Origin of the sequence: Jiangella gansuensis DSM 44835 (assembly GCF_000515395.1) — a bacterium.
GTDB classification, from domain to species: Bacteria; Actinomycetota; Actinomycetes; order Jiangellales; family Jiangellaceae; genus Jiangella; species Jiangella gansuensis.
The window spans coordinates 632,790-655,566 of sequence record NZ_KI911782.1; the positions used below are offsets into that span (position 1 = coordinate 632,790).

27 protein-coding genes are annotated in these 22,777 nt (G+C 71.0%); 15 read left to right on the forward strand and 12 right to left on the reverse strand.

The features are described from left to right. Positions 1 to 264 precede the first annotated feature (264 nt). Both JIAGA_RS0103250 and JIAGA_RS0103255 read right to left on the reverse strand, forming a co-directional pair. On the reverse strand, positions 265 to 921 hold the full coding sequence (locus JIAGA_RS0103250; protein ID WP_035813330.1) for a UdgX family uracil-DNA binding protein: 657 nt from the start codon (positions 919 to 921) through the stop codon (positions 265 to 267). Continuing rightward, on the reverse strand, positions 914 to 1,876 hold the full coding sequence (locus tag JIAGA_RS0103255) for an NAD-dependent epimerase/dehydratase family protein (RefSeq protein WP_026874557.1): 963 nt from the start codon (positions 1,874 to 1,876) through the stop codon (positions 914 to 916). The genes JIAGA_RS0103250 and JIAGA_RS0103255 overlap by 8 nt, the downstream gene beginning before the upstream one ends. A 191-nt stretch (positions 1,877 to 2,067) precedes the next feature. Here JIAGA_RS0103255 and JIAGA_RS0103260 point away from each other — a divergent pair, with 191 nt between their 5' ends. After that, a complete protein-coding gene (locus tag JIAGA_RS0103260) occupies positions 2,068 to 2,751 on the forward strand; it encodes a GAF and ANTAR domain-containing protein (protein ID WP_026874558.1) in 684 nt (227 codons plus the stop codon). Between the two features lie 4 nt (positions 2,752 to 2,755). Here JIAGA_RS0103260 and JIAGA_RS32710 read toward each other — a convergent pair whose 3' ends face one another. Beyond that, the gene (locus JIAGA_RS32710; protein ID WP_051425641.1) at positions 2,756 to 3,235 is read right to left on the reverse strand and encodes a hypothetical protein; all 480 of its coding nucleotides are present in this window, start codon (positions 3,233 to 3,235) and stop codon (positions 2,756 to 2,758) included. A 67-nt stretch (positions 3,236 to 3,302) separates the two neighbouring features. Then, positions 3,303 to 4,763: a non-homologous end-joining DNA ligase gene (ligD, locus tag JIAGA_RS27265; protein WP_084469435.1), complete on the reverse strand. Its 1,461-nt coding sequence runs from the start codon at positions 4,761 to 4,763 to the stop codon at positions 3,303 to 3,305. 347 nt (positions 4,764 to 5,110) lie between these two features. On the opposite strand from ligD, the gene JIAGA_RS0103275 reads away from it, so the two are divergent. Then, the gene (locus tag JIAGA_RS0103275) at positions 5,111 to 6,058 is read left to right on the forward strand and encodes a sigma-70 family RNA polymerase sigma factor (protein ID WP_026874559.1); all 948 of its coding nucleotides are present in this window, start codon (positions 5,111 to 5,113) and stop codon (positions 6,056 to 6,058) included. 165 nt (positions 6,059 to 6,223) lie between these two features. Here JIAGA_RS0103275 and JIAGA_RS27270 read toward each other — a convergent pair whose 3' ends face one another. Both JIAGA_RS27270 and JIAGA_RS0103285 read right to left on the reverse strand, forming a co-directional pair. After that, on the reverse strand, positions 6,224 to 6,421 hold the full coding sequence (locus JIAGA_RS27270) for a hypothetical protein (protein WP_035812033.1): 198 nt from the start codon (positions 6,419 to 6,421) through the stop codon (positions 6,224 to 6,226). 91 nt (positions 6,422 to 6,512) lie between these two features. Continuing rightward, positions 6,513 to 6,923 (reverse strand): YjbQ family protein, encoded by a 411-nt coding sequence (locus JIAGA_RS0103285; RefSeq protein ID WP_425402765.1) that lies wholly within the window; start codon positions 6,921 to 6,923, stop codon positions 6,513 to 6,515. A 121-nt stretch (positions 6,924 to 7,044) separates the two neighbouring features. On the opposite strand from JIAGA_RS0103285, the gene JIAGA_RS0103290 reads away from it, so the two are divergent. The 7 genes from JIAGA_RS0103290 to JIAGA_RS0103320 all read left to right on the forward strand — a co-directional run bounded on the left by JIAGA_RS0103290 (position 7,045) and on the right by JIAGA_RS0103320 (position 11,697). Then, positions 7,045 to 7,554: an RNA polymerase sigma factor gene (locus tag JIAGA_RS0103290; RefSeq protein ID WP_026874561.1), complete on the forward strand. Its 510-nt coding sequence runs from the start codon at positions 7,045 to 7,047 to the stop codon at positions 7,552 to 7,554. 43 nt (positions 7,555 to 7,597) lie between these two features. Next, positions 7,598 to 8,503 (forward strand): hypothetical protein, encoded by a 906-nt coding sequence (locus JIAGA_RS32715; protein WP_026874562.1) that lies wholly within the window; start codon positions 7,598 to 7,600, stop codon positions 8,501 to 8,503. Between the two features lie 197 nt (positions 8,504 to 8,700). Then, positions 8,701 to 8,889: a hypothetical protein gene (locus JIAGA_RS0103300; protein ID WP_026874563.1), complete on the forward strand. Its 189-nt coding sequence runs from the start codon at positions 8,701 to 8,703 to the stop codon at positions 8,887 to 8,889. A gap of 54 nt (positions 8,890 to 8,943) precedes the next feature. Further along, positions 8,944 to 9,471, forward strand: a complete 528-nt coding sequence (locus JIAGA_RS0103305; RefSeq protein ID WP_051426571.1) for a hypothetical protein — start codon at positions 8,944 to 8,946, stop codon at positions 9,469 to 9,471. Positions 9,472 to 9,481: 10 nt separating this feature from the next. Continuing rightward, on the forward strand, positions 9,482 to 10,564 hold the full coding sequence (locus JIAGA_RS27280) for an NAD-dependent epimerase/dehydratase family protein (RefSeq protein WP_051425643.1): 1,083 nt from the start codon (positions 9,482 to 9,484) through the stop codon (positions 10,562 to 10,564). 9 nt (positions 10,565 to 10,573) lie between these two features. Next, on the forward strand, positions 10,574 to 10,891 hold the full coding sequence (gene cutA, locus JIAGA_RS0103315; protein ID WP_026874565.1) for a divalent-cation tolerance protein CutA: 318 nt from the start codon (positions 10,574 to 10,576) through the stop codon (positions 10,889 to 10,891). 419 nt (positions 10,892 to 11,310) lie between these two features. Then, positions 11,311 to 11,697 carry an STAS domain-containing protein gene (locus JIAGA_RS0103320; RefSeq protein ID WP_084469437.1) on the forward strand — a complete coding sequence of 129 codons (387 nt, stop codon included), beginning with the start codon at positions 11,311 to 11,313 and terminating at the stop codon, positions 11,695 to 11,697. Between the two features lie 65 nt (positions 11,698 to 11,762). Here the strand turns inward: JIAGA_RS0103320 and JIAGA_RS0103325 are convergent, their stop codons facing one another. Next, positions 11,763 to 12,617 carry an aldo/keto reductase gene (locus tag JIAGA_RS0103325; protein WP_026874567.1) on the reverse strand — a complete coding sequence of 285 codons (855 nt, stop codon included), beginning with the start codon at positions 12,615 to 12,617 and terminating at the stop codon, positions 11,763 to 11,765. A gap of 109 nt (positions 12,618 to 12,726) precedes the next feature. Here JIAGA_RS0103325 and JIAGA_RS0103330 point away from each other — a divergent pair, with 109 nt between their 5' ends. Next, positions 12,727 to 13,638, forward strand: a complete 912-nt coding sequence (locus JIAGA_RS0103330; RefSeq protein WP_026874568.1) for a LysR family transcriptional regulator — start codon at positions 12,727 to 12,729, stop codon at positions 13,636 to 13,638. On the opposite strand, the gene JIAGA_RS0103335 is transcribed toward JIAGA_RS0103330, so the two are convergent. Then, positions 13,592 to 14,455 (reverse strand): SigB/SigF/SigG family RNA polymerase sigma factor, encoded by an 864-nt coding sequence (locus tag JIAGA_RS0103335; RefSeq protein WP_035812034.1) that lies wholly within the window; start codon positions 14,453 to 14,455, stop codon positions 13,592 to 13,594. The genes JIAGA_RS0103330 and JIAGA_RS0103335 overlap by 47 nt on opposite strands. Before the next feature lie 272 nt (positions 14,456 to 14,727). Between JIAGA_RS0103335 and JIAGA_RS32720 the strand changes: the two genes are divergently transcribed. Then, positions 14,728 to 15,540 (forward strand): (2Fe-2S)-binding protein, encoded by an 813-nt coding sequence (locus tag JIAGA_RS32720; RefSeq protein WP_051425645.1) that lies wholly within the window; start codon positions 14,728 to 14,730, stop codon positions 15,538 to 15,540. Positions 15,541 to 15,605: 65 nt separating this feature from the next. On the opposite strand, the gene JIAGA_RS0103345 is transcribed toward JIAGA_RS32720, so the two are convergent. The 3 genes from JIAGA_RS0103345 to JIAGA_RS0103350 form a co-directional block, all read right to left on the reverse strand. Next, on the reverse strand, positions 15,606 to 15,809 hold the full coding sequence (locus JIAGA_RS0103345) for a cold-shock protein (protein WP_026874570.1): 204 nt from the start codon (positions 15,807 to 15,809) through the stop codon (positions 15,606 to 15,608). Between the two features lie 259 nt (positions 15,810 to 16,068). After that, positions 16,069 to 16,746 carry a uracil-DNA glycosylase gene (locus JIAGA_RS33620; protein ID WP_084469438.1) on the reverse strand — a complete coding sequence of 226 codons (678 nt, stop codon included), beginning with the start codon at positions 16,744 to 16,746 and terminating at the stop codon, positions 16,069 to 16,071. 28 nt (positions 16,747 to 16,774) lie between these two features. Beyond that, positions 16,775 to 18,382: a peptide chain release factor 3 gene (locus JIAGA_RS0103350; RefSeq protein ID WP_425402775.1), complete on the reverse strand. Its 1,608-nt coding sequence runs from the start codon at positions 18,380 to 18,382 to the stop codon at positions 16,775 to 16,777. A 79-nt stretch (positions 18,383 to 18,461) separates the two neighbouring features. On the opposite strand from JIAGA_RS0103350, the gene JIAGA_RS0103355 reads away from it, so the two are divergent. Next, entirely contained in the window at positions 18,462 to 19,076 is a 615-nt protein-coding gene (locus JIAGA_RS0103355; protein ID WP_026874572.1) for a cysteine hydrolase family protein, read from the forward strand. Between the two features lie 4 nt (positions 19,077 to 19,080). Beyond that, a complete protein-coding gene (locus JIAGA_RS0103360; protein ID WP_026874573.1) occupies positions 19,081 to 19,461 on the forward strand; it encodes a YybH family protein in 381 nt (126 codons plus the stop codon). A gap of 8 nt (positions 19,462 to 19,469) precedes the next feature. Here the strand turns inward: JIAGA_RS0103360 and JIAGA_RS0103365 are convergent, their stop codons facing one another. After that, the gene (locus JIAGA_RS0103365; protein WP_084469440.1) at positions 19,470 to 20,315 is read right to left on the reverse strand and encodes a helix-turn-helix transcriptional regulator; all 846 of its coding nucleotides are present in this window, start codon (positions 20,313 to 20,315) and stop codon (positions 19,470 to 19,472) included. Positions 20,316 to 20,474: 159 nt separating this feature from the next. On the opposite strand from JIAGA_RS0103365, the gene JIAGA_RS32725 reads away from it, so the two are divergent. Both JIAGA_RS32725 and JIAGA_RS0103375 read left to right on the forward strand, forming a co-directional pair. Beyond that, positions 20,475 to 22,070: a serine/threonine-protein kinase gene (locus tag JIAGA_RS32725; RefSeq protein WP_051425649.1), complete on the forward strand. Its 1,596-nt coding sequence runs from the start codon at positions 20,475 to 20,477 to the stop codon at positions 22,068 to 22,070. Positions 22,071 to 22,162: 92 nt separating this feature from the next. Continuing rightward, the gene (locus tag JIAGA_RS0103375) at positions 22,163 to 22,774 is read left to right on the forward strand and encodes a DUF47 domain-containing protein (protein WP_026874575.1); all 612 of its coding nucleotides are present in this window, start codon (positions 22,163 to 22,165) and stop codon (positions 22,772 to 22,774) included. Positions 22,775 to 22,777 lie beyond the last annotated feature (3 nt).

Below are 22,777 nucleotides of genomic sequence, written 5' to 3' on the forward strand. Positions count from 1 at the left end.
AGGTGGGCGGGCTCAGAAAGGTGGGGGCTCGGGTGCGTTGCGGGTGGCGGACGGATCCGGCGGATCGGGCGGTCTGGCGACGATCGCCCCGACGAGTTCGGGCTCGACGGGGTAGGTGTGGCCGGCGGGGGCGGTCCACCAGGTGGTGCCGTGGTCGGTGTGGACAGTGTGACCGTGGTAGGTCACATCTCTGCGCGAAACGATCAGATGCACGAGCCACACCGTCCTCGGAGGTGACGTATCGACGATCGCACCCGGCCGCCCTCAGAGCTGGAGCTCGGCGACGGTACGCAGGTCGGCGACGAACTCCGCGTAGGCCGTGTCGCGGTCACGGGAGCGCAGGACCGCCGAGGGGTGCACCGTGGCGACCAGTAGCGCGTCGTCGATCGGAGGGCCGTCCTCGGTGGTGAGTGGTGAGCGGTCGACGAGGTTGGCCCATTCCTGGACCCGGCCGCGCTCACGGCTGACGCGGAACGACCGTCCCACGATCGTGGCCGCCGCGGTGGCGCCCAGCACCACCACGACCTGGGGGCGTACCGCCGCGAGTTCGGCGCGTAACCAGGGCCGGCAGGCCGACAGTTGCTCGGCGTCGGGCTTCTCGTGGATGCGGCGCTTGCCGACCGGCCGGAACTTGAAATGCTTGACGGCGTTGGTGAGGTAGACGCGGGAGCGGGGCAGCCCGGCTTCGCTCATGGCGCGCTCCAGCAGCCTGCCGGCGGGGCCGACGAAGGGCTCACCTTCGCGGTCCTCGACGTCGCCGGGTTGCTCGCCGACCATCACGATCGGAGCGCTGCGCGCACCCGCACCGAACACGGTCTGGGTGGCGTTCCGGTACAGGTCGCACGCCTCGCATTCGGCCGCAGCCGCGCGCAGGGCCGGGAGCGAGCGGGTGGCGGGCACCGCCGCCGGATGGTCAGACATGCCGGACACCGGCATCCCGGAACCAGGCGAGGGTATCGGCCAGCCCATCGGCGATGCTGGTTCGCGGCCGCCAGCCCAGCAGTTGCCGGGCCAGTGAGATGTCCGGTCGCCGGGTGTGCACCTCGGTCGGGGACGCCTCGACGAAGACCAGTTCCGCGTCCTGGCCGGCGATCTCCACCATTTCGCGGGCGATGGACAACACCGATACCTCGTCCGGGTTACCGATGTTGACCGGCCCTGGGTACGTCCCGGAGGCCAGAGCCATGACACCGGCCACCGCGTCGTCGACGTAGCACAGCGACCGGGTCTCCGTACCCGAACCCTGCACCGTCAGGGGAGCACCGGCCAGCGCCTGGCGGATGAACCGGGACAGCATCCGGCCGTCGTCGAGCCGCATCCGCGGACCGTAGGTGCCGAAGATGCGGGCGATCGCGGTCTGCAGCCCATAGGTCGTCCGGTAGGCGGTGGTGAGGGCCTCGGCGAAGCGGCGAGCCTCGTAGTAGGCGCCGTAGCCGGCTGCGGGGTTCACCTGGCCGGCGTCGTCCTCTCTAGTCGGCTCGTCAGTGGCCGGGCCGTAGACCTCGGACGTCGAGGCGAGTACGAAGTGGGCCGACTGAGCCCGCGCCAGGTCGAGCGCGTTGATGGTGCCGACGCTGGCGATCCGCATCGCGGCGACCGGGTCCATGAGGTAGTCGCTCGGTGTGGCCGGCGCGGCGAGGTGGAAGACCACGTCCAAGGGCTCGTCCACCTCGACCTTGTCGGTCATGTCACCGCGGACGAGCGTGAAGGACCGCGCGTCGCGCAGGTGCTCCAGATTCGCGCGACGACCTGTCTCGAAATTGTCGATGCAGGTAACGGCGTATCCCGAGCGCAACAGCGCATCGCACAGGTGGGAGCCGAGAAAGCCGGCTCCTCCGGTGACCACCGCGTGGGCGACATGGTGGGCCTTGTACATGGATCACCCTTCCGGTCTGTCACGAGGTGCGCCTGGGGTGTCATGATTTCGCTGGTTTGCATACCCGCTGCCACCGCTTCGACACGGCATGATGCGATCCCGGTACCGTTGCAGGTGGGTTGGTGTACGGACGGATGCTCCGAAATGGGCATCATGGTGACTGCGCTGGTCGCAGTTTCGGAGGGGCGAGTATGGCTGATCCCGATGCGAGTGACTTCGCCGAAATGGCACTCGCGCTGCACGACGAGCCTGATGTCGAGGCCACACTCGAACGCATCGTCGAGTACGCCCAGCACGCCACGGCGTGCGACGACGCCGGCGTGATGTTGTTGCACGGCCAGGGCAAGATCGAAACGGCGATGGTGACCGATCCGCGCGTGGGGAAGGCCGACCAGTTCCAGGTCGAACTCCGCGAGGGCCCGTGCGTGCGGTCCATCGAGAGCCACTCGTCATTCATCGTGGACGACCTGAGCTCGGACAGCCGGTGGCCGGAGTGGGGGCCCCGGGCCGCCGAACTCGGGCTGCACAGCCTGCTGTCCGTCCGGCTGTACACCACGGGCGGCACCGTGGGTTCGCTGAACCTGTACGCCAACGAACCCAAGGCGTTCGACGAGGACGACCTCGATGTCGCCGAGATCTTCGGCAGACACGCCTCCATCGCGCTCGCCACGGCTCGCGAGGAGTCCGGCCTGCGGCAGGCCATCAGCGCTCGTCATGTCGTCGGGCTGGCGCAGGGCATCCTGATGGAGCGGTACGGGCTCGACGCCGAGCGTGCCTTCAGCCTGCTCCGGCGCTACTCCCGGCACAACAACATCAAGCTGCGGGTGGTGGCCGAACGGATCATCTCCACCGGCCGGCTGCCCGAAGAGCCCTGACCGGTCACCAACCGCGCTGGTCGTAGAGCCCTGTCGGCGGCTCGTCCCGATGGTGTTCGGCGTCGTCCCGGTCCGGGCGGCGGGGGTTGTCTGCGACGCCCTCGTCGCCCGCCGTCGGACGGGTTTCGCCACTGGCCGTCGTAGGCGGCTCGTCGCCGGCGGCCGGGTGGAGCGCGTCCGCGGTGCGCCGCTGTTCGGTCGCCGCGGCCGCCTCCTGCTCCGAGTTCGCCCGCAGCCGCTCGGCCCGGGCCTCCTTCTCCGCGGCTTCGGCGCGTTCGCGACGCGCCTTCGCGGCGAGCTCGTCAGCCTGTGCCTGTTGCCGTTCGGCCGCCCGTTCCGCGGCGGCGGCCCGCTCGCGTTCTTCCTCAGCGGCCTGTTGCTGGGCCTTCTCGCGACGGTTCCGTTGCCCGAACGCCCAGAAACCGACGGCAGCCAAGACCGCCAGCACGGCCAGCACGATCAGGACAATGACAATGACGTCCATCTCACAGCGCCTCCCGGTCCAACCCGGTCACGGGTCATCGAGAGGCCTGTACCCGACGCCGACGGTGTCATTCCTCCGGTTCGGGCGGTGGGGGCGGCGCCGGCTTCTCACGCACGACGTCCCTGGCCGGCTTGTCCTCGATGAGGCCCTCGAACGACGGATGCCGCATCGTGCCCGTCTCGGTCCAGTTCGCGAACTCCACCCGGCACACCAACTCCGGCTGGACGAAGACGGCGTCCTTCTGCGGCTGCCGCCCGGTGAACGGACTCTCATCCGTCCGTAGTGCGTCGAGGTGATCTTGCAGCAGGCCGCGGGTGGCGTCGTCGAAGCCGGTGCCGACCTTGCCGGCGAACCGCAGCGCGCCGTCGTCGTGGTAACCGACCAGCAGCGCCCCGAACCGTCCGCTGAGCCGGCCCTGTCCGGGTACCCAGCCGCCGATCACGACTTCCTGGCTCAGCACGTTCTTGATCTTGAGCCAGTCGCGGGTTCGCTTGCCCGGTTGGTACCGGCTCGCCAACCGCTTGGCGACGACGCCCTCCAACCCCTGCCGGCTGGTGGCGTCGAGCAGGACGTCACCGTCGCCGCGCTGGTAGTCGGGCACCTGCCAGTTCGGCCCGTTCAGGCCAAGCCCGCTCAGCTCACGCCGCCGCTCCTCGTAAGGGAGTCGCAGCAACGACCGGCCATCGAGGTAGAGCAGGTCGAAGATGACGTAGACGACCGGGCTGACCCGCTGCTGGCGGCGGATGTCCGCGTCGGAGGTCAGGTGGATGCGCGGTTGCAGCCGCTGGAAGCTGGGCTTGCCGGAGTCGTCGAACGCCACCAGCTCGCCGTCGAGGACCACCCGCCGGGCGCCGATGTCGTTCATCATGGGCCGGATCTCCGGGTACTGCCGGGTGAACTCGCGCAGGTTGCGGCCGAACAGCCGCAGGCGGCCCGGCTCGCCGTAGGCGACCACCCGCACGCCGTCCCACTTGATCTCGAAGGCCCAGTTCTCCTGGTCCGGCGGCAGCGTCGACAACGTCGCCGCCATCGGTGTGAGCGAACTCGGCATGGGGTCGCCGCTGTCGGCGGGCGGGTCCATGCGGTGGATCATCCAGTCGTCGCCCTTGGTGCGGAACAGCGCGAAGTGCCCGCTCACGCGGTCGCCGTCGAGCCGGAAGACCACCTTGTCGTCGCGGAACTTCTCCGCCTCGTAGGTGCCCTGGTCCCAGATGGTCATGCTGCCAGCGCCGTACTCACCCGCCGGGATGTCGCCTTCGAACGTCAGGTACTCCAGCGGGTGGTCCTCGGTGTGCACGGCGAGCCGGTTCTCGTCCGGTGACTCCGGGAAGCCGCGCGGCAGCGCCCATGACGCAAGCGCGCCGTCATGCTCGAGGCGCAAGTCCCAGTGCAGGCGCCGGGCGTGATGCTCCTGGACGACGAACCGGTTGCCGGACCGGTCACGGGCCCGCCCGCCGCGGGGCTCCGGCGTCTTGTCGAAGGAACGCTTCTGCCGGTACTCCTGCAGCTCCTCCCGGTCCGGGGTCATGGTGTCAATCGTGGCGCCGGGGGTACGGACAAGACAAGGAGGTCGCGAGACATGGCCCTGACCACGGGGCGTGACCCCGCCCCGAGGGGGTCGCCGGAATAGATCCCAGCAGCGCCGGCGTTGGACAGGTACGGAAGCCGGAGCGGGGCGGCGAGTTGCCCCACGGCTTCGGGAGAGCGGCTGGGGTGGCCCGGCACCTCCCACAGGGGACCTGCCCCACCACCACTATTTCCACCGAGCGTCGACTTGGTGATGCGCGAACACGGAACCTTGGTGGGGCTCTACGCACGACGAGATGGTTGAGAGATTCCATGATGACCAACGGACACGCTGAGGGTGCGGTCGCGATGCGCAGCGAACCGCGCCAGCCCCACGAGGACTACGACCTCGTCGGGCAGTACCTGAAGCAGATCAGCGCCACCCCGCTGCTGTCCGCCGCGGAGGAGGTGGAGCTCGCCCGGCGCATCGAGGCGGGCGTGTACGCCGCCGAGCTGCTGCACCAGGCCGACGACGCCGGGCGCGAGCCGGACCGGCCGCGGGTCGAGCTGGAGGCCCTCGTCCGCGACGGTGAGCGCGCCAAGGACCACATGATCCGTGCCAACCTGCGGTTGGTGGTATCGGCCGCGCGCAAGTACTACCGCAATACCGGGCTGTCCTTCCTGGACGTGGTCCAGGAAGGCAACCTGGGGCTGATCCGGGCGGTGGAGAAGTTCGACTACAACAAGGGCTTCAAGTTCTCCACCTACGCGATGTGGTGGATCCGGCAGGCGATCGAGCGAGCCCGCGCGGACAAGGCCCGCACGATCCGGCTGCCGGCGCACGTGGTCGAGACGCTGTCCAAGATCGGCCGCATCGAGCGCAAGCTCAGCGTGTCGCTGGGCCGGCAGCCGACCGCCGTGGAGGTCGCCGAGGAAGCCGAGCTCACGCCCGAGCGGGTGCGGGAGCTGCGACGCATCTCGCGTGACGTGGTCAGCCTCGACACCCCGGTCGGCGAGGACGGCAGCACCAGCATCGGCGACCTCATCGAGGACACCGAGGTCATGGCGGCGCCGGACGTCGCGGAGTTCAAGGCGCTGGGCCAGGAGGTCCGCGCCCTGGTGGACACGCTGCCGCCGCGCGAGGCACTCATCGTCACGCTGCGCTACGGCCTGCACGACGGGCGTGAGCGCACACTGCAGGAGGTCGCCGAACGGGTCGGCCTGACCAAGGAGCGGGTGCGGCAGCTGGAGAAGCAGTCGATCGCCGAGCTGCGCGACCCTCAGCGCCGCCAGCCGCTGTTGGAGTGGGCCAGCTGACGCTGTCGTCCTGAGAAGAGTACGAGAAGAACGCCTGGTGGGCTTCCCACCAGGCGTTCTTCTCGCGTGCCTCGGCCATTGTTCACGTCCTCGGCGTAGAAGCGTGCCTCGGCCGACCCGACCACGTCCTCGGCGTAGAAGCGTGCCTCGGCCGACCCGACGTGATCAATCGTCGTCGGACGGGGTGCCGTCGCGCAGACGGTCGGCGGCGGCCGGAGCGGTCTCGGGGTCGTCGTCGGCCGGCGGTTCCGGGTCGCGCCATTCCTCGACCCTGGTGGGCTGGCCGGAGCGTTCCATGCCCTCGAGCTCGTGCTTGAGCTCGTCATCCTGCCGGGGGCCGTGCTTGTCGCTGCCTCGCTGCACGGTGGTCTCACCTCCAGGGTGCGATACGTGCCGTTCCGTGGGACACGTACCCGAAACCGGCAGCGGTCAACGACGTCGCCGCGATCGCTGGTCAGCCGGCGACGAACGACAAACGCAGCCGGCGGTCCGGATTGTCGACGTTGGAGTCGACCACCACCACGCTCTGCCAGGTGCCGAGCGCGGGCTCGCCATCGAGCACGGGTAACACCAGCGACGGGGCCACGAACGCCGGCAGCACGTGATCGCGGCCGTGGCCTGTGCTGCCGTGGCGGTGCCGGTAGATGTCCTGACGCGGTAGCAGGCGGTCGACGGCGCCGGCGAGGTCGGGCTCGGTGCCGGAGCCGGTCTCGATCAGAGCCAGCCCGGCGGTTGCGTGCGGCACGAACAGGTGGCACAGGCCGTCGCCGCGGCCGCGGCAGAACCGATGCACGTCGGAGGTCACATCTGTGACCAGGTCGGAGCCGGTACGAAGCTCGATGATCTCACTGTCCACACGCACCATTCTCCTCGCGCATTCCGGAAAGCCTTGACCTGCCCGTAATCTTCTGGCCTACGAGACGGTCACCACGGTCGAGGCGAGGTGAGGCGGGAGGCGAGCGGAAATCGGCGACGACTTCGACGCGATGCTCGCCGCGGCGCGCTCCGGTGCGTCGTGGGCGTTCGAGCGCCTCTACGCCGAGCTCGCCCCCGCCGTTGCCGGCTACCTGCGCCTTCAGGGCGCCGCGGAGCCGGAGGACCTCACCAGTGAGGTGTTCCTGGGTGTCTTCGCCGGGCTGAGCGGCTTCGACGGCACCGAGACGCAGTTCCGCTCCTGGGTGTTCACCATCGCCCACCGGCGGCTGATCGACGAACGTCGCCGCGCGGTCCGGCGTCCGGCGACACCCACGGACGACCCCGTCCTGCTGGACCGGCCGGGTGGCGACGCCGAGGCCGACGCCATCGACGCTATCGGCCTGCGGCGGGTGCTGGAGTTGTGCGCGACGCTCTCGCCCGACCAGCGTGAGGTGGTGGTGCTGCGCATCGTCGCCGATCTCACCGTCGAACAGGTGGCCGAGGTGGTCGGCAAGTCACCGGGCGCGGTCAAAGCGCTGCAGCGGCGCGGCTTGGGAGCGCTGCGAAAAAAAGTTCGGTAGAGGCCGTACCCCTACGGCGTCCGGCGGCGATTACCTGAACGAGATGCTTCCTCCGCATGGACTCGACGACGCGGCGATCCAGGCCCTGCTCACCGGCAAGGCCCCGGTCGGGCCCGAGCTCGCGCCGCTGGCCGGTGCGGTTCGGGAGATCCGTGCTGCCGGCACCCGTCCGGTCGCGGCGTCGGAGGAGCTGGCGGCACGGATGGCCAGCGGTGACTTCACCGGGGTCCAGCCCGCCCCGGTCCCGAACGCCCAACCGGCCGGTAGCCGCCTGCGCGCCTGGCTGGCGGGTTCCAGCCCCCGCGCTCGGGCCGTCGCCGGCGCGGCCGTGCTGTTCACCGGGCTGACGGCGGCCACCGCGGCCGGAGCGCTGCCCGACGGCGCCCAGGCTCGGGTGGAGTCGCTGATCGAGTCCGTGACACCGATCAGTTTCGACCACGAGCCGGGGCCTGCGGTCGTCGACATCGGCGACGAGATGCCCAGCCGGGGCGAGTCCGATCGCGGTGCTCCGGAGCAGACCGAGAACGATCGGCCGGACCCGACGACGCCGTCCGGCAAACCCGACGCCCCGCCGGGCAAGCCAGACACCCCGCCCGGCAAGCCGGAAGACCCGGGCAACCCGGTGAAGCCGGAGCGGCCGGAGAAGCCCGTCCCACCCGAGAACCCTGGGAAGCCGGAGACCCCACCGGGGAAGCCCGACGACCCGGGGAACCCTGACACGCCACCGGAGAAACCCGACACTCCGCCGGGCAAGCCCGACACTCCGCCGGGCAAGCCCGACACTCCGCCGGGCAAGCCCGACTCCCCACCGGACAACGCCCAGCGGCCGGAACAGACCAGCAAGCCGGAGAAGCCGGATCCTCCGGAGGCGCCGCCGGGCAAACCGAGCCACGACGACGGCCAGCAGGGATCCGGCCAGGAAAACCGCCCTACCGGGCCGAAACGGTAGGGCCCATGAACGCCCGACGTACGAATCCACGGTGACGTCGGGCGCAGGTTGCGGCCCCGGTTCGCTGCGGAGGCCGGGGTCGCAACCTACCTGTCTCGGGTGCCCGCCGTGGCGTGCAGCGGCGGGCACCCGACTCCACCGGTAACCTCGCGCGCCGTGGGTACGGGTCACCCGAACCCGATTCCGGGAGGTGCCCGATGACCCGGCGAGACCACGACCGCTCCGATGACGGCGACTTCGCCGACGAACACACGTCGACGACAGTGGCCGACGAGATGCCCGGCGGGCCGGAGGGGGTGCCGGAGCCCGAGTCGCCCAGTGGGCGCGGCGGCGACGGCGGCATGGACATGGACACCCCGAAGGACGAGTACCGGCCACGCGATTGACGGCGTGTGCCGTCCGACGGGTTCGGCTCACACGCTGATTCGGAAGGAGCCTTGGTGTCCACCGCCCCCACCGACCACACCACCGTCCCGCAGTCGGGACTGCTCGGCATCTACCTCAACGACCATCTGGCCGGAGCCACCGCGACGGTGCAGTTGGGCCGCCGGCTGGCCCGGCGCCTGGAGGGCTCGGCCGTGGGTGAGCAGCTGTCGGAGCTGGCCGAGGAGCTCGCGAAGGACCGGAACACCCTGACCGAGATCATGTCCGAGCTCGAGGTGCCGGTGCGCCGGTACAAGCTGTACACGGCGGCGGCCGCCGAGCTCGCCGGGCGGCTGAAGTTCAACGGGCACCTGTTGACCCGGTCACCGTTGAGCACCATCGTCGAGCTGGAGATGCTGCGCCTGGGTGTCGAGGGCCAGGCGAATGCGTGGCGGACGTTGCGAGCCGTGGGCGCCGAGCACGGCCGGCCGGACCCGGAGCGCACCGATGAGCTGATCGAGGGCGCGGTGCGGCAGATCTCGATGGTCGAGGCGATGCGGGTGCGGGCCGTTCAGCGGGTGTTCGGTATCGCGACTGTGCCGTGAGGGAGGATCCATGGAGGTCGCCGTCACCGGAGCCACCGGAAACCTCGGCACCAGTGTCGTCACCGCGCTGACCCGCGACGACGGTGTGCACGTCACCGGGATCGCGCGGCGCCGGCCGTCATGGAGCCCGCCCGGTACGTCGTTCGTGGCGGCGGACATCCGGTCGCCTGGACTGAGCACTCACCTGCGTGGCGCCGATGCTCTGGTGCATCTGGCCTGGGCCTTTCAACCCACCCACGACCCGGTGACCACCTGGGATGTCAACGTCCGGGGCGGCATCGCGACCTTCGAGGCGGCGGCCGCGGCTGGCGTCCGCACGCTCGTCTACGTGTCGTCGGTCGGCGCCTACTCGTCCGGCGCGGGGCAGCGGGTGAGCGAGGACTGGCCCACGCACAGCCTGCCCACCGCGGCGTACGGGCGCGAGAAGTCGTATCTGGAACGCTTCCTCGATGGCTTCGAGCTACGCCATCCCGAGATGCGGGTGGTGCGGCTACGACCGTGCTTCGTGTTCCAGCGAGCCGCGGCCAGCTCGCAGGGCCGGATCTTCGCCGGCCCGTGGGTGCCGAGGAGCCTGCTGCGGCCGGGCCGGCTGCGCGTGCTGGCCGTGCCGGCCGGCCTGCGCTTCCAGGCAGTCCACGCCGACGACGTCGGCGCGGCGGTCCGGTTGGCGGTGCATGGCCCGGCCAACGGCGCATACAACGTGGCGACCGACGACGTGATCGACGCGGCAGCCCTCGGCGAGATCTTCCAGGCCAGGGTCGTCTCCGTCCCTGGCTCCGTCGCCAAGACGGCGGTGGGCGCGGGCTGGCGGCTGCACCTGGTCCCAGCCGACGACCAGCTGGTCGCCCTGCTGTTGAGCCTGCCGACGCTGGACAGCGGCCGGGTCCGCCGTGAGCTGGGCTGGCAGCCGGTCCACAGCGGCCGCGCCGCCCTGACCGAGATGCTGACGGCGCTGGCCGACGGTGCCGGCGGCCCCACCCCACCGTTGCATCCCGGCCGGTTCCGGACCGGTCGACCGCTACCGGCGGAGCTGAGCCGGCGGGGCGCCGGCCGGGCTGGACCGAGCCCCGCATCGTCATGGGGCCGCTATTAGCATCGGGGTGTGAGTGCAGGGCATGTCGTCGTCACCACCACCACGGACACCGAGCCGGCCGCGCGCGAGCTGGCCGCCGGTGTCGTCGCCGCGCGGCTCGGTGCGTGTGCGCAGATCGTCCCGATCACCAGCGTGTACCGGTGGGAGGGCGAGGTGCGCACCGACCCGGAGTGGCGGGTGGAGATCAAAACGGCGGCCGGCGGGGTCGACGCGCTGGTCGAACATCTGCAGGCGGTGCATGCCTACGACGTGCCCGAGATCGTGGTGGTCCCCGTCGTCGGCGGCAGCGCGGAGTATCTGGCCTGGGTGGCCGACGAGACGACGTGAGGGGCGGCTTCCGGGCCCACGCGCGCACGTGGGCCCGGCCACCCGCTGCGCCTGACGGCGCGGGCACCCCCGTGACCAGGGCGCCAGGTCCTGCTCGGCGCCCTCGTCACTTCGATGACGCGCCAGGTGCCGACCGGGTTGCACGACGCTGCGACCTGTCGCGGGCGGCGGTGGTACACGGCCGGACACTCCGGGCCGCCGGGCGCAAAGGATCTTGATTCCGGCGTCCGGACGTGCCAGAGTGACGTCCGCACATGATCTCGAAGACTCTTGACACGATATGCGACGCTCAGTAAGGGTAGGCGTCGGATGGCATCGGGCTGGTGCGACACCGTCGCGTGGCCGGCCCGACCACGACGGCACGGGTAGGGAGAAGGCGGAGTTCCCTGCCTACGTGAACAGATGGTGGTGAAGCGTCCGTGAGTAACGACGTCACCGTGCAGAGCCGCGACTTCGGCGGCTGCACGATCCTCACCGTTCCCGGCGATGTCGACGCCGGGAAGGTGCACGAAATCCACGGTGCGGCGGCCGCCGCCGAAAGTCAGCACGTGGTCCTCGACCTCGGCAAGGCCAGGGTGGTGCACCCGACGGCGGCATCGGCACTGGTCGACCTCCACCACCGCATCCAGGCCCGCGGCGGAGGCGTCTGCATCGTGACCCGGGAGATCGGCGTCCGTTCGCAGGTCCAGCAGGTGGCCACCGGATCCCCGCCACACTTCTACGACGAGATCGGCGATGCCCTCGAGGCGTCCATGTCGGCCCGGCAGGCCTCCCTGAGCGATACCTGGGCCGACGCGGTCAGCTGAGGTCGCGGCCCGGGCCGCCGCGGCCGGCGGCGCCACCTGGAGGTGGCTGCCGCCGCCGGCGATCGTCAGCCGAGCTCGGCAAGCTCGGCGTCGTCGAGTACCAAATCCACGGCCTGCATGGAGTCGCGGATGGTCTCCGGCCGGCTGGAACCAGGGATCGGCACGACGTGCTGGCTCTTGGCCAGCATCCAGGCCAGGCAGACCTGCTGCGGGCTGACGCCGTGCGCGGCGGCGATGCGCCCGAATGCGGCGTGGGTCGAGCCCAGCTCGCCGGCGCTGGAGATGCCGCCCAGCGGGCTCCACGGCAGGAACGCGATGCCGAGCTCGTCGCAGAGCTCCAGCTCCGGCTCGCTGCTGCGGAAGCGCGGGGAGAACTGGTTCTGAACCGACACCAGCCGGCCGTCCAGAACCGAGTTGGCCAGCCGGATCTGCTCGGGGTCGGCGTTCGAGATGCCGGCCATCCGGATCTTGCCCTCGTCGAGTAGGTCGCGGATCGCGCCGATGGACTCCTCGTACGGGACCTTGGTGTCGGGCCGGTGGAACTGGTAGAGCCCGATGGCGTCGACGCCGAGCCGCTTCAGCGATGCGTCGCACGCCTCGCGCAGGTACGCCGGGGAGCCGTCGCGGACCCAGGAGCCGTCGCCCGGACGCAGGAGGCCGCCCTTGGTCGCGACGAGTACACCTGACGTGTCGCCGCCGTAGCTGGCCAGGGCGCGGGCGATCAGCGATTCGTTGTACCCGACCTCCCCGGCGAACTGGTGGTAGGCGTCCGCGGTGTCGATGAGCGTGACGCCGGCGTCCAGGGCCGCATGGATGGTGGCGATGGAGCGCGACTCGTCCGGCCGGCCTTCGATGGACATCGGCATCCCGCCCAGCCCGATGGCGCTGACCTGGGTGTCGCCGATTCGGCGGTACTGCATGGATGGACCTCCGTGCGAATGTCGAGGGGGCGGGTTCAGTCTCGATCGAGGGCCGCCTGTGTGTCCAACAGGACGAACCGAACGGATTGAGAAGCTACGATTCTGGATCGTGGAACTGCGACATCTGGAACACTTCATCGCGGTCGCGGAGGAGGGCCACTTCACCCGGGCCGCCCACCGGCTGCTGATCAGCCAGTCCGGGCTCTCGGCGTCCATCCGGGCGCTGGAGCGCGAGCTCGGCGCCGCGCTGTTCCACCGCAGCACGCGGCAGGTCAGCCTCACCGAGGCCGGCCGAGCGTTGCTGGCCGAGTCTCGGCGCGCGGTGGCCAGTGTGGAGGCCGCCCGTGAGGCCGTGGCGGCGGTGAACGGGCTGCTGCGCGGGACGCTGCGGGTCGGCACCGAGCAGTGCCTCGGTGCTGTCGATGTCCCCGGGCTGCTGGCCCGGTTCCGCACCTCCCACGCCGGCGTCGACGTCCTGCTCGACCAGGGCGGTTCGGCGCGGCTGCTCGACGACGTCCGCGCCGCCCGGCTCGACGTCGCGTTCGTCCCCGTGGTCGGGCCGGCGCCGGACGACGTCGAGCTGGTCCCGCTGGGCAGCGAGTCCATGGTGGTGCTCTGCCGCCCGGATCACCGGCTCGCCGGCAGCGGCACGATCAAGCTGGACGAACTGCACGGTTGTGGGTTCGTCGACTTCCAGCAGGACTGGGGCGCCCGGCAGCTCGCCGACCGTGCCTTCGCGAGCGCCGGCATCGAGCGGCACGTGATGATGGAGGTCAACGACGTCCACACCGTGCTGGAGCTGGTCCGTCACGGGCTCGGCGTGGCGCTGGTTCCGGAGCACGTCCGGCACAAGCGCGGCGCGGCCGGTCTCGACGCGCTGGGCATCGCCGACCCCGTGCCCGCGTGGGCGGTGTCGGCCGCGCTGCCCGCAGCGGAGCGGCGCAGCGCGGCCGTCGACCGATTGCTCGCGATGCTCAGTGCGATGGCGCCGAATCGCGATCGCGACCCGAGCGCCGGGTGACCGGCGGGGGCTCGGGCGCGCCCAGAGCGGCGCGGAGCTGACCGAGGATGCGGGCCAGGAGGCGGGAGACCTGCATCTGGGTGACACCCAGCTCCTGGGCGATCTCCTGCTGGGTCCAGCCGCGGAAGAAGCGCAGGTAGAGGATGCGCCGGTCGCGGGGCCGCAGGTCGCGGCAGGCCGGGGCCAGCGCGACGACGGCCTCGGCGCGGGCGAACCCGGCCTCGGACTCGCCCAGCGAATCCGCCAGCGGAGTGTCCTCGCCGCCCCCGCCGCGGTAGTCCAGGGAGGCCACGGTGAAGCACTCGTGCGACGCGCTGGCCTCGAGCACGTCGTCGACCTCGACACCGAGGTGCTCGGCCAGGTCGGCCGGCGTGGGTGCGCTGCCCAGGGTCTGGGTCAGCTCGGCGGTCGCGGCGGCGACCGCGGCATGCAGTTCCTGCACTCGCCGCGGCGGGCGCACCGTCCAGCCGTGGTCGCGGAAGTACCGCTTGACCTCACCGGTGATGGTCGGCACGGCGAAGGACACGAAGTCCTTGCCGAGGTCGGGGTCGAACCGTTGCGCGGCGTTGACCAGGCCGAGGTTGGCCACCTGGACCAGATCGTCCCGGTCGATCCCGCGGTTGCTGTACCGGCGGGCGATCGACTCGGCCAGCCGCAGATGCAGCAGGACCACCTCGTCGATCAGCCGCTGCCGCTCCTGCCCGCCGGCCTGGGCGGCCCGGCGCAACAGATCGTTCGTCAGCTCGTTGCGGTCGGTCTTCTCAAGGTTCTGGTGATGTGTACGTGCGTCAGTGGACGACAAGACCTGGGTCTGCATGCCGACACCTCTCCAGAATGCGAAGGGCAGTGGCGATTGCTTGACCACGTTGGAACCACCGAATCATGTTGCGGCTTCGTTATCAACCCCGTTGGGACAGAAAGGTCCGTCTACTTCGCTCAACGAGGGTCGGAGGCGCCCGCCACGGGCCGGCCGGTGCCCCCCGCGACTGCCCGCTGAGCTGCTCCGATCCGCTGCAGAGGGCCGAGTCGCGAGTGGACGGCGGGTGGTCAGGACCACTCATAGAGCCCCGCTCGCGGGAGAATGCCGGCATGGATCCGTTCGCCGCTGCCTGCCGCGCGGTGCCCGGAGTCCCGGTCCCGGAGCTGGCGCCGGCAGTCGCCACGGCCCGGCCGCATGGCGACGCTCAGTGGGTGCCCGCCGGCGAGCTCGAGCATCCGGCTGTGCTGTCGTCCTTGCTCACAGCGGCGCGCGGCGACGCGGCCGCTGGCAACGCCGTCGGCGCGGCCGTCGCGCTTGCTCAAGGGCTCACCTACACCCTCGCCGGCCCGTCACTGGCGGGATCCGCCGCTGCCGGCCTGGTGCTCGAGCTCGACCCGGCGTACACGTGGCTGGGTTTCGGGGCGCGAGGCTTCTGCGAACGGCTCGCGGTGCGGCCGCTGACGATCGTTCCGGCCGCCGGGGGCTTCGAGGACCGGCTGGCGCGACCGGTCGTGGCAGTACTGGAGCCGGCCTTCGAGCAGGTGCATCGGCTCACCCGGATCGGCCGGCGGGTGCTCTGGGCGGCGGTGGCCGACTCCGTGCACCAGATCATGCTCGGCACGGTCGTCGCCCGGGCCGGCGCGTGGCGGGGCGAGCAGCTGCGCACCGCGCTCGACGACGCCTGGGAGCGGGCGGCCGCCGTCGTCGACGCGCTGGCCGCAAGGGCGGCGGCGCCGTTACCGCGGCCCCGGCCGTTCCCGGTGGCCGACCAGACCTTCGCCGCAACCTGGCTGGTTCGGGGCGGATGCTGCTTCGTCTATCAGGAGGGCGGCGACTACTGCGTGACCTGCCCGATCATCGACGACGACGTCCGCCGGGCACGGCTGCTGCGCTGGCTTCGCGGGATCGCCGCGCCCGGCTGAGCCGCGCCCTTATGCACCGCTGCCCCCGCACCTCACGGTACGGGGGCAGCGGAGCGACAGCTCGATCAGACCGGACGAACCGCGTCCGCCTGCGGACCCTTCGGGCCCTGCGTGATCTCGAACTCCACGCGCTGGTTCTCGTCCAGCGTGCGGTAGCCGTCTGCCTGAATCGCCGAGTAGTGCACGAAGACATCCGGCTCGCCGTTGTCCTGTGCGATGAAGCCGAAGCCCTTCTCGGCGTTGAACCACTTGACGGTTCCCTGTGCCATGTGCCGTGTCCTCCTACGGGACGGTGACGGAAGCCGCACCGTGCGACCTCCGGGTTGCTGCCGCCGTCTCCCGCTACCACAGTGCTGGGCACAGAGAAGCGAAAAACGCCCGCGATAACATCCCACGGGCGTTCAAGGACGTGCGAGGAACTGTTACTGCAACCGCGGAAACAGTACCACCTTGGGCCCGCGCCGGGAAGCATACGATGATCGAACGCCAGTAGCACAAGTCCGAGTCCCACTTAGTGAACGCCCGGACTCAGGGGAGCTTCCACTCCACAGGCCGCGCGCCGAGCCCCTGGAGAAGCTCATTTGCCCTACTGAACGGCCGTGATCCGAAGAATCCGTTGCGTGCGGACATGGGGCTGGGGTGGGCCGATTCAATGCACGGAACGTTACCAAGTAGTGGCCGAAGATTTCTCGCATCGCGTCCCCACAAGATGGCGACGAATGGTGTTCCGCGCGCCACGAGTGCCCTGATCGCCTGCTCAGTCACTTCTTCCCACCCCTTTCCCCGATGCGCCCCGGGATTACGCGGAGCAACTGTCAGGGCACGATTCAGTAACAGCACGCCGTGCTCGCTCCATGGGGAAAGATCACCAGTGCTGGGAGTCGGATAGCCGAGGTCGGCGGAATACTCCTGGAAGATGTTGACCAGGCTCGGCGGCAGCGGCCGCACATCTGGCGCCACCGAGAAGCTCAACCCGACCGCGTGCCCGGGCGTGGGGTACGGGTCCTGGCCCACGATGAGCACCCGGACGTCGTCGAATGGCTGGGTGAACGCGCGCAGCACGTTCGGCCCCGAGGGCAGGTAGGTACGGCCGGCGGCGAGTTCGGCGCGCAGGAAGTCACCCATCGCCGCGATACGCGCGGCCACCGGTTCCAGTGCCCGGGCCCAGCCCGGTTCGACGAGCTCGTGCAAGGGTCGGGCAGTCATGCCCGAAACTGTAGCGACCCGCGGACGGTCACTCGGTGCCGGCGACCAGTGGTTCGAGGAGGAGGTCGGGGTGCCGGCGTTGGACCGAGGCGAGGCGCCACTTGTCGGGGAAGAGGGCGAGGAGCGCACCGTCGCGGCGTTCGGCCACCTCGACACCGGCTTCGGCGTCCAGGGCGGCGACGGAGTCGGCGTCGGTGCGGCGGGCCAGCCCGTAGGGCAGTTGGTCCAGGGCCACCGGGACGCCGAACTCCTGGCCCAGCCGGGCGGTGGCGACCTCGAACTGCAGCGGGCCGACCGCGGCGAGGATGGGTGCGCCGTCGCCGCGGCGGGAGGACTGCAGGATCTGCACCACTCCTTCCTCGGCGAGCTGTTCGATGCCGCGGCGGAACTGTTTGGCCTTGCCGGTGTCGGTGGTGCGGGCGGTGACGAAGTGTTCGGGCGCGAACGAGGGCATCGGCGGGAAGGTGACCGGGGCACCGTCGGCGTAGAGGGTGTCGCCGACGGTGAGAGCGTTGGCGTTGACCAGGCCGACGATGTCGCCGGGGTACGCGACGTCGATGGTCTCGCGCTCGCGGCCGAGCATGGTGCGGGCGTATTTGGTGGCGAACGGTCGTCCGGTGGCGGCATGCGTGACCACGGCGCCGCGTTCGAAACGGCCGGAGCACACGCGTACGAACGCGAGCCGGTCGCGGTGGGCCCTGTCCATGCCGGCCTGCACCTTGAACACCAGCCCGGAGAACGGTGCGTCGACCGGCCGGGCCACGCCGTCGACATCCGCGCGGGCCTCCGGGGCCGGCGCCAGTTCCACCAGGGTGTCGAGGAGCTGGCGCACGCCGATGTTCACCACGCCGGCTCCGAACAACAGCGGGGTGGTCTGGCCGCCGAGGAACGACGAGGTGTCGACGGTGTCGAGCAGGGCGACCTCGTCCAGCGCGGTGCTCCACTCCTCGGGGTGCCGCTGCTTCGCCTGATCCGCCGGCAGTGTCTGTTCGGCGGCGATGCGGGCACCGCCGGGGGCGCGCTCGAACGTCGTCAGCGTCTCGTCCGCACGGTTGAGCAGACCGTGGAAGACGCCGGCCTCGCCGACGGGCCAGTTGACCGGGGTGGCGCGCAGCCCGATGCGCTGCTCGAGCTCGTCGACCAGGTCGAGTGCGTGCATGCCGGGGCGGTCCCACTTGTTGACGAAGGTGACCACCGGCACGCCGCGGTGACGGCACACGTCGAACAGCTTCAGCGTCTGCGGCTCCAGGCCCTTGGCGGCGTCGAGCAGCATGACCGCGCAGTCGACCGCGGCCAGCACCCGGTAGGTGTCCTCGGAGAAGTCGGCGTGTCCGGGGGTGTCGAGCAGGTTGACGACATGCCCGGCGTACTCGAACTGCAGCGCCGCCGACGTGACGGAGATGCCGCGGGCCTGCTCCATCTCCATCCAGTCGGAGATGACCGCTCGCCGGCCCGACTTGCCGTGCACGGCACCGGCCTCGCCGATGACCCGGGCGTGCAGCGCCAGCGCCTCGGTCAGCGTGGACTTACCGGCGTCGGGGTGGCTGATGACGGCGAAGGTGCGGCGGCGGACGGCCTCGGCGGCCACGTCGGGCGCAGCCTGCGGCGCGGTGGAGATGGGGGGCACGCTCCCGATAGTACGGATGACCGGATGTGTCGGCAGCACGGCACGATTCCGCCTGGCCGGCGGACGGCCGGGCGGCGACCATCGGAACATGAACCGTGCACTCGTCGTCCTCGACGTCCAGGAGTCCTTCCGGCAACGCGACAGCTGGCAGCTGATCTCGGACCCGGACATCGCGCAGAAGATCGGGCGCCTGGTCGACGCGGCGCGCGCGGCCGGGGACCAGGTGGTGTGGGTGCTGCACACCGAGCCCGGCACCGGCACCGTCTTCGACCCCGACCTCGGTCACGTGCGGCTGCTGCCCGGGTTGGAGCCGAGAGCCGGTGAGCCGGTGCTGACCAAGACGTCGCACAACGCGTTCACGACGACGAACCTGCAGCAGCTGCTGACCGAACGGGGCATCGGTGAGCTGGCGGTCTGCGGCATCCGGACCGAACAGTGCTGCGAGACCACGGCCCGGCTGGCCAGCGACTTCGGGTATGCCGTCACGTTCGTCATCGATGCCACCGCCACCAACCCGATCGAGCACCGGGACGCGCCGGCAGGGCGCACCAACGCGGAGATCCTGGCCGACCCCCGGACGCTGCCGGTGGCCGAGGTCATGGCCCGGACGGAGTATGCGCTGGCGGGGCGGTTCGCGACCATCCGAACCGTCGACGAACTCACCGGTGGTACCAGCGAATCGCGTGCCGCCGTGGCAGGCTGACGTCATGGACCGAGCGCATGTCACGTCCTGGGTCGAAGGCTACGAGCGGGCCTGGCGCAGCCCGGGCGTGACGGCGCTCGCCGAGCTGTTCGCCGCCGACGGCAGCTACCTGCAGGGCCCGTACCGCCAGCCGGTACTCGGGCTGGCGGCCATCGAGGAGATGTGGGAGGCCGAGCGCGACGGCCCGGACGAGGTCTTCAGCATGGTCACCGAGGTGATCGCGGTCGACGGCGACACCGCGGTCGTGCGCGCCGACGTCGCGTACGGCGACCCGGTCACCCAGGAGTACCGCGACCTGTGGATCGTCCGGTTCGACGACGACGGCTGCTGCCGCGAGTTCGAGGAGTGGCCATTCGCGCCGCCGTCGGCGCGGCAGCCCAGCTGACCCCGCCGTCAGGACGGCGGCGAGAAGACCTCGCGGACGTCGCGTGGCTCGAACGTCTCGTGGGTCGATTGCGCGGCTCGGATGTTGTCGAGCGGGAACCAGCGCCCGGCGTCGTCGTCGCGGGACCACGCCAGCACGAACCACCGCCCCCGCGAGTGGGCGAACCCGAGCGGCTCGACCTGCACGGTGGCGGTGACGGCGGCGGCAGCGCCGTCGGCGCCGGCCTCGGCATCCGTGCGGTCGTCCGGTCCGTGGTCGATGAGCACCACCCGGCGGTCGCGCAGGGCATCGGTGAGCACCTGCCGGATGGGTCCGTCCGACGCCGCCGGTGGCTCTCCGGGGCGGATCCAGACCCGGTCGGCCAACTGCGCCACCTCGGCTCGCCGTTCGGGGGCGACCGCGCGCAGGATCTTCGCGACGGCGCTGGACCGGGCCGGCGCGAACGGCTGGTCGGGCACGGCCTGCAGCCCGACGACGGCGGCGAGCGCCTCGTCGGCGGTGAGGGTGAGCGGCCGCTGACCGGTGGGGTCGATGACGTACCCGCCCTGCGGCCCGCTGGTGGCCCGGATCGGGACGCCGGCCTGCTGCAGCGCCATGACGTCCCGTTTGATGGTGCGCGCCGAGACACCGAGCCGGTCGGCGAGCCAGGATGACGTCCGGCCCTGACCGCCGGCCGCCCTCAGTTCCTTCGTGAGCGTGTCGAGCCGGCTGGAGCGATTGACCGCGCGCCCCAACGCGTCGGAGACCTGTGTGGACGGCGGCAGCCCGGGGCGCCGAGGGTGCGGCAAGCGCGACGGCGCCGTCGCGCCGTCCGGGTCGTCGTGCTGAGCCGTCGCCTGGCCCTGGCTCCCCATCGGGTCGTCCTCCCATGGCCGCGCCTGGACCGGCGCGGCCGAACCACCATGATCGATACCGATGTACATAGCAAAGCAGACGGCCGGCCCCGACGTGCGGCTATACGTCGGCGCGCCTCGCACCAGGTGCGAATCCACGCCGTCGGTTACCGTCTACCTGTGAACGCAAGGCCGGCCGAACTCACCCAGATCGGCCCGTACCGGGTCCACCGCCAGATCGGCGAGGGCGGCATGGGTGTGGTGTACCTGGGATCCGCGCCGGACGGCCGCCAGGTGGCCATCAAGACCCTGCGGCCGTGGCTGGTCGGTGGCGCTGACGGCCGCCGCCGGTTCGAGCGCGAGGTCTCTACCCTCGTGCGGGTCCGCGGCCCGCGGGTGGCCGAGGTCCTGGACGCTGACGTCACCGCCGACCCGCCCTACGTCGTCACCCGGTTCGTCGATGGGGTACCGCTCACCCGGCTGGTGGCCGAGCACGAACCCCTGCACGGCAGCGATCTGCACCGGGTGGCCACCGGCCTGCTCGAGGCGCTGCGCTCGGTGCACGCCGGGGGCGTCGTCCACCGCGACGTCAAACCCGGCAACGTCCTGGTGACCTCCGATGGCCCAGTACTCATCGACTTCGGCATCGCGCACGCGGCCGAAGACACCCGGCTCACCGCCACCGGCTTCATCTCCGGAACCCCCGGCTACCTGGCGCCGGAAACCGTCATCGGCCAGAACCCGACACCGGCCACCGACGTACACGGCTGGGCGGCCACCGTCACCTACGCCGCGACCGGTCGCCCGCCATACGGCTACGGCCCCGACATCGCGGTGCTCGACCGTATCCGCCGCGGAGAACACGACCTCAGCGGTGTCGAGCCGGGTCTCGCGTCGGTGCTTGCCATGGCGCTGGAGGTCGACCCCGTCCGCCGCCTCGGCGTCGAGGCGGCCCTGACGATGCTGGCCGGGCCCGACGCCGCCGCGACGATGGCCATGCCTCCGGTGCCGCCGCCGGCCGAACCCGCCACCGACCCGGCCCTCGCCGCCACCGACGAGACCCCGGTCGTCACCGACGACACCGCGGCGACGGCGGCCTTCCCGCCAGTGCCGCCGCCATCACTGACCACGCGACCGGCAGGGCCTCCGCCTGCCCGCCCGGCCGCGCCGCCGCCACCTCCTCCGGCTCCATCGCCGCCGCGCGACCCCGGGGTGTGGCGGTCCCGGACGGCGCTGGTTCTCACCGGCCTGCTCGTCGCGCTGATCGCCGCGTGGGCGCCGTACGCCGGCGCCGTCGCCGGGCTCGGGATGTTGCTGCTCGGCCGCGTCACGTGGCGGATCCGCCGGCGGTTGTTCGAACGGCGTGAGCTGCGTGGGCAGCACCGCGGCGACCCCTTCCTCGCCGCGCTGGCCTCGCCGTGGGACCTGCTCGCATCCATCGGGCCGTGCGTCGGACAACTGGTGGTGGGGGCGGCCGGCGCGGTTGCCGTCGGCGGCCTGGTCGGCCTGACCGACGTGGGCGGTCTGCGAACCCCATATCTGGCCGGGGCGGTCGTGGGCACACTGCTGCTGTGGTGGGGACCGGGCACGGTGCGATCGCGGCACGGTCTGGCGAGTGTCGTGGCGCCGCTCGATCGAGCGCCGCGGACGGCGTGGGTGGTGCTCGGTGTGCTCGCGCTGGCCGTGTGCGCCGCCATGCTGAGCTGGGAGTCGCTGGGCACGGCGTGGTGGCCGGCCGACGGCCCGCCGAGTTTCGCCGAAGGATGGTTCAGCTGATGATCCACAGGTGGAACCCGGTGCGTGGCACGCGTCACACACTGTTCACCGTCTAGCATTCCATCGTTCGCCAACTCCGGCAGAGGAGCGTCGTGCGTTTATCTCCGCGAGACAACGCCTTCTTCGATCTGTTCGCCGCATCCGCACGCAACGTCCGCGACGGCGTCCACCTGCTGTCCGAGGCTCTTGCTTCCGATGCCGACCGGCCCGCCATCGCGATCCGGCTCAAGGAGGTCGAGCACCAGGGCGACGAGCACACGCACGAGATCATTCGCCGGGTGAACTCCACGTTCGTCACGCCGTTCGACCGTGAGGACATCTACCGCCTGGCCGGCGGCCTCGACGACGTGCTCGACGACGTCGAGGCCGCTCTCGACCTGATGGTCCTGTACCGGGTGGGCGATCTGCCCACCGGAGTGGGCGACCTCGCCGACGTCCTGGGCCGGGCCGCCGACCTGACCGCCGACGCGATGCCGAGGCTGCGCACCCCCAGCGACCTCAGTGACTACTGGATCGAGGTGAACCGGCTGGAGAACCAGGCCGACCAGGACTATCGGCGGCTGCTGGCGCGCATCTTCTCCGGCGAGTACGACGCGCTGACCGTGCACAAGCTCAAGGACGTGGTCGATACGCTGGAGTCGGCGGTCGACGGCTTCGAGACCGTCGCGAACATCGTCGAGCAGATAGCCATCAAGGAGTCGTGAGCC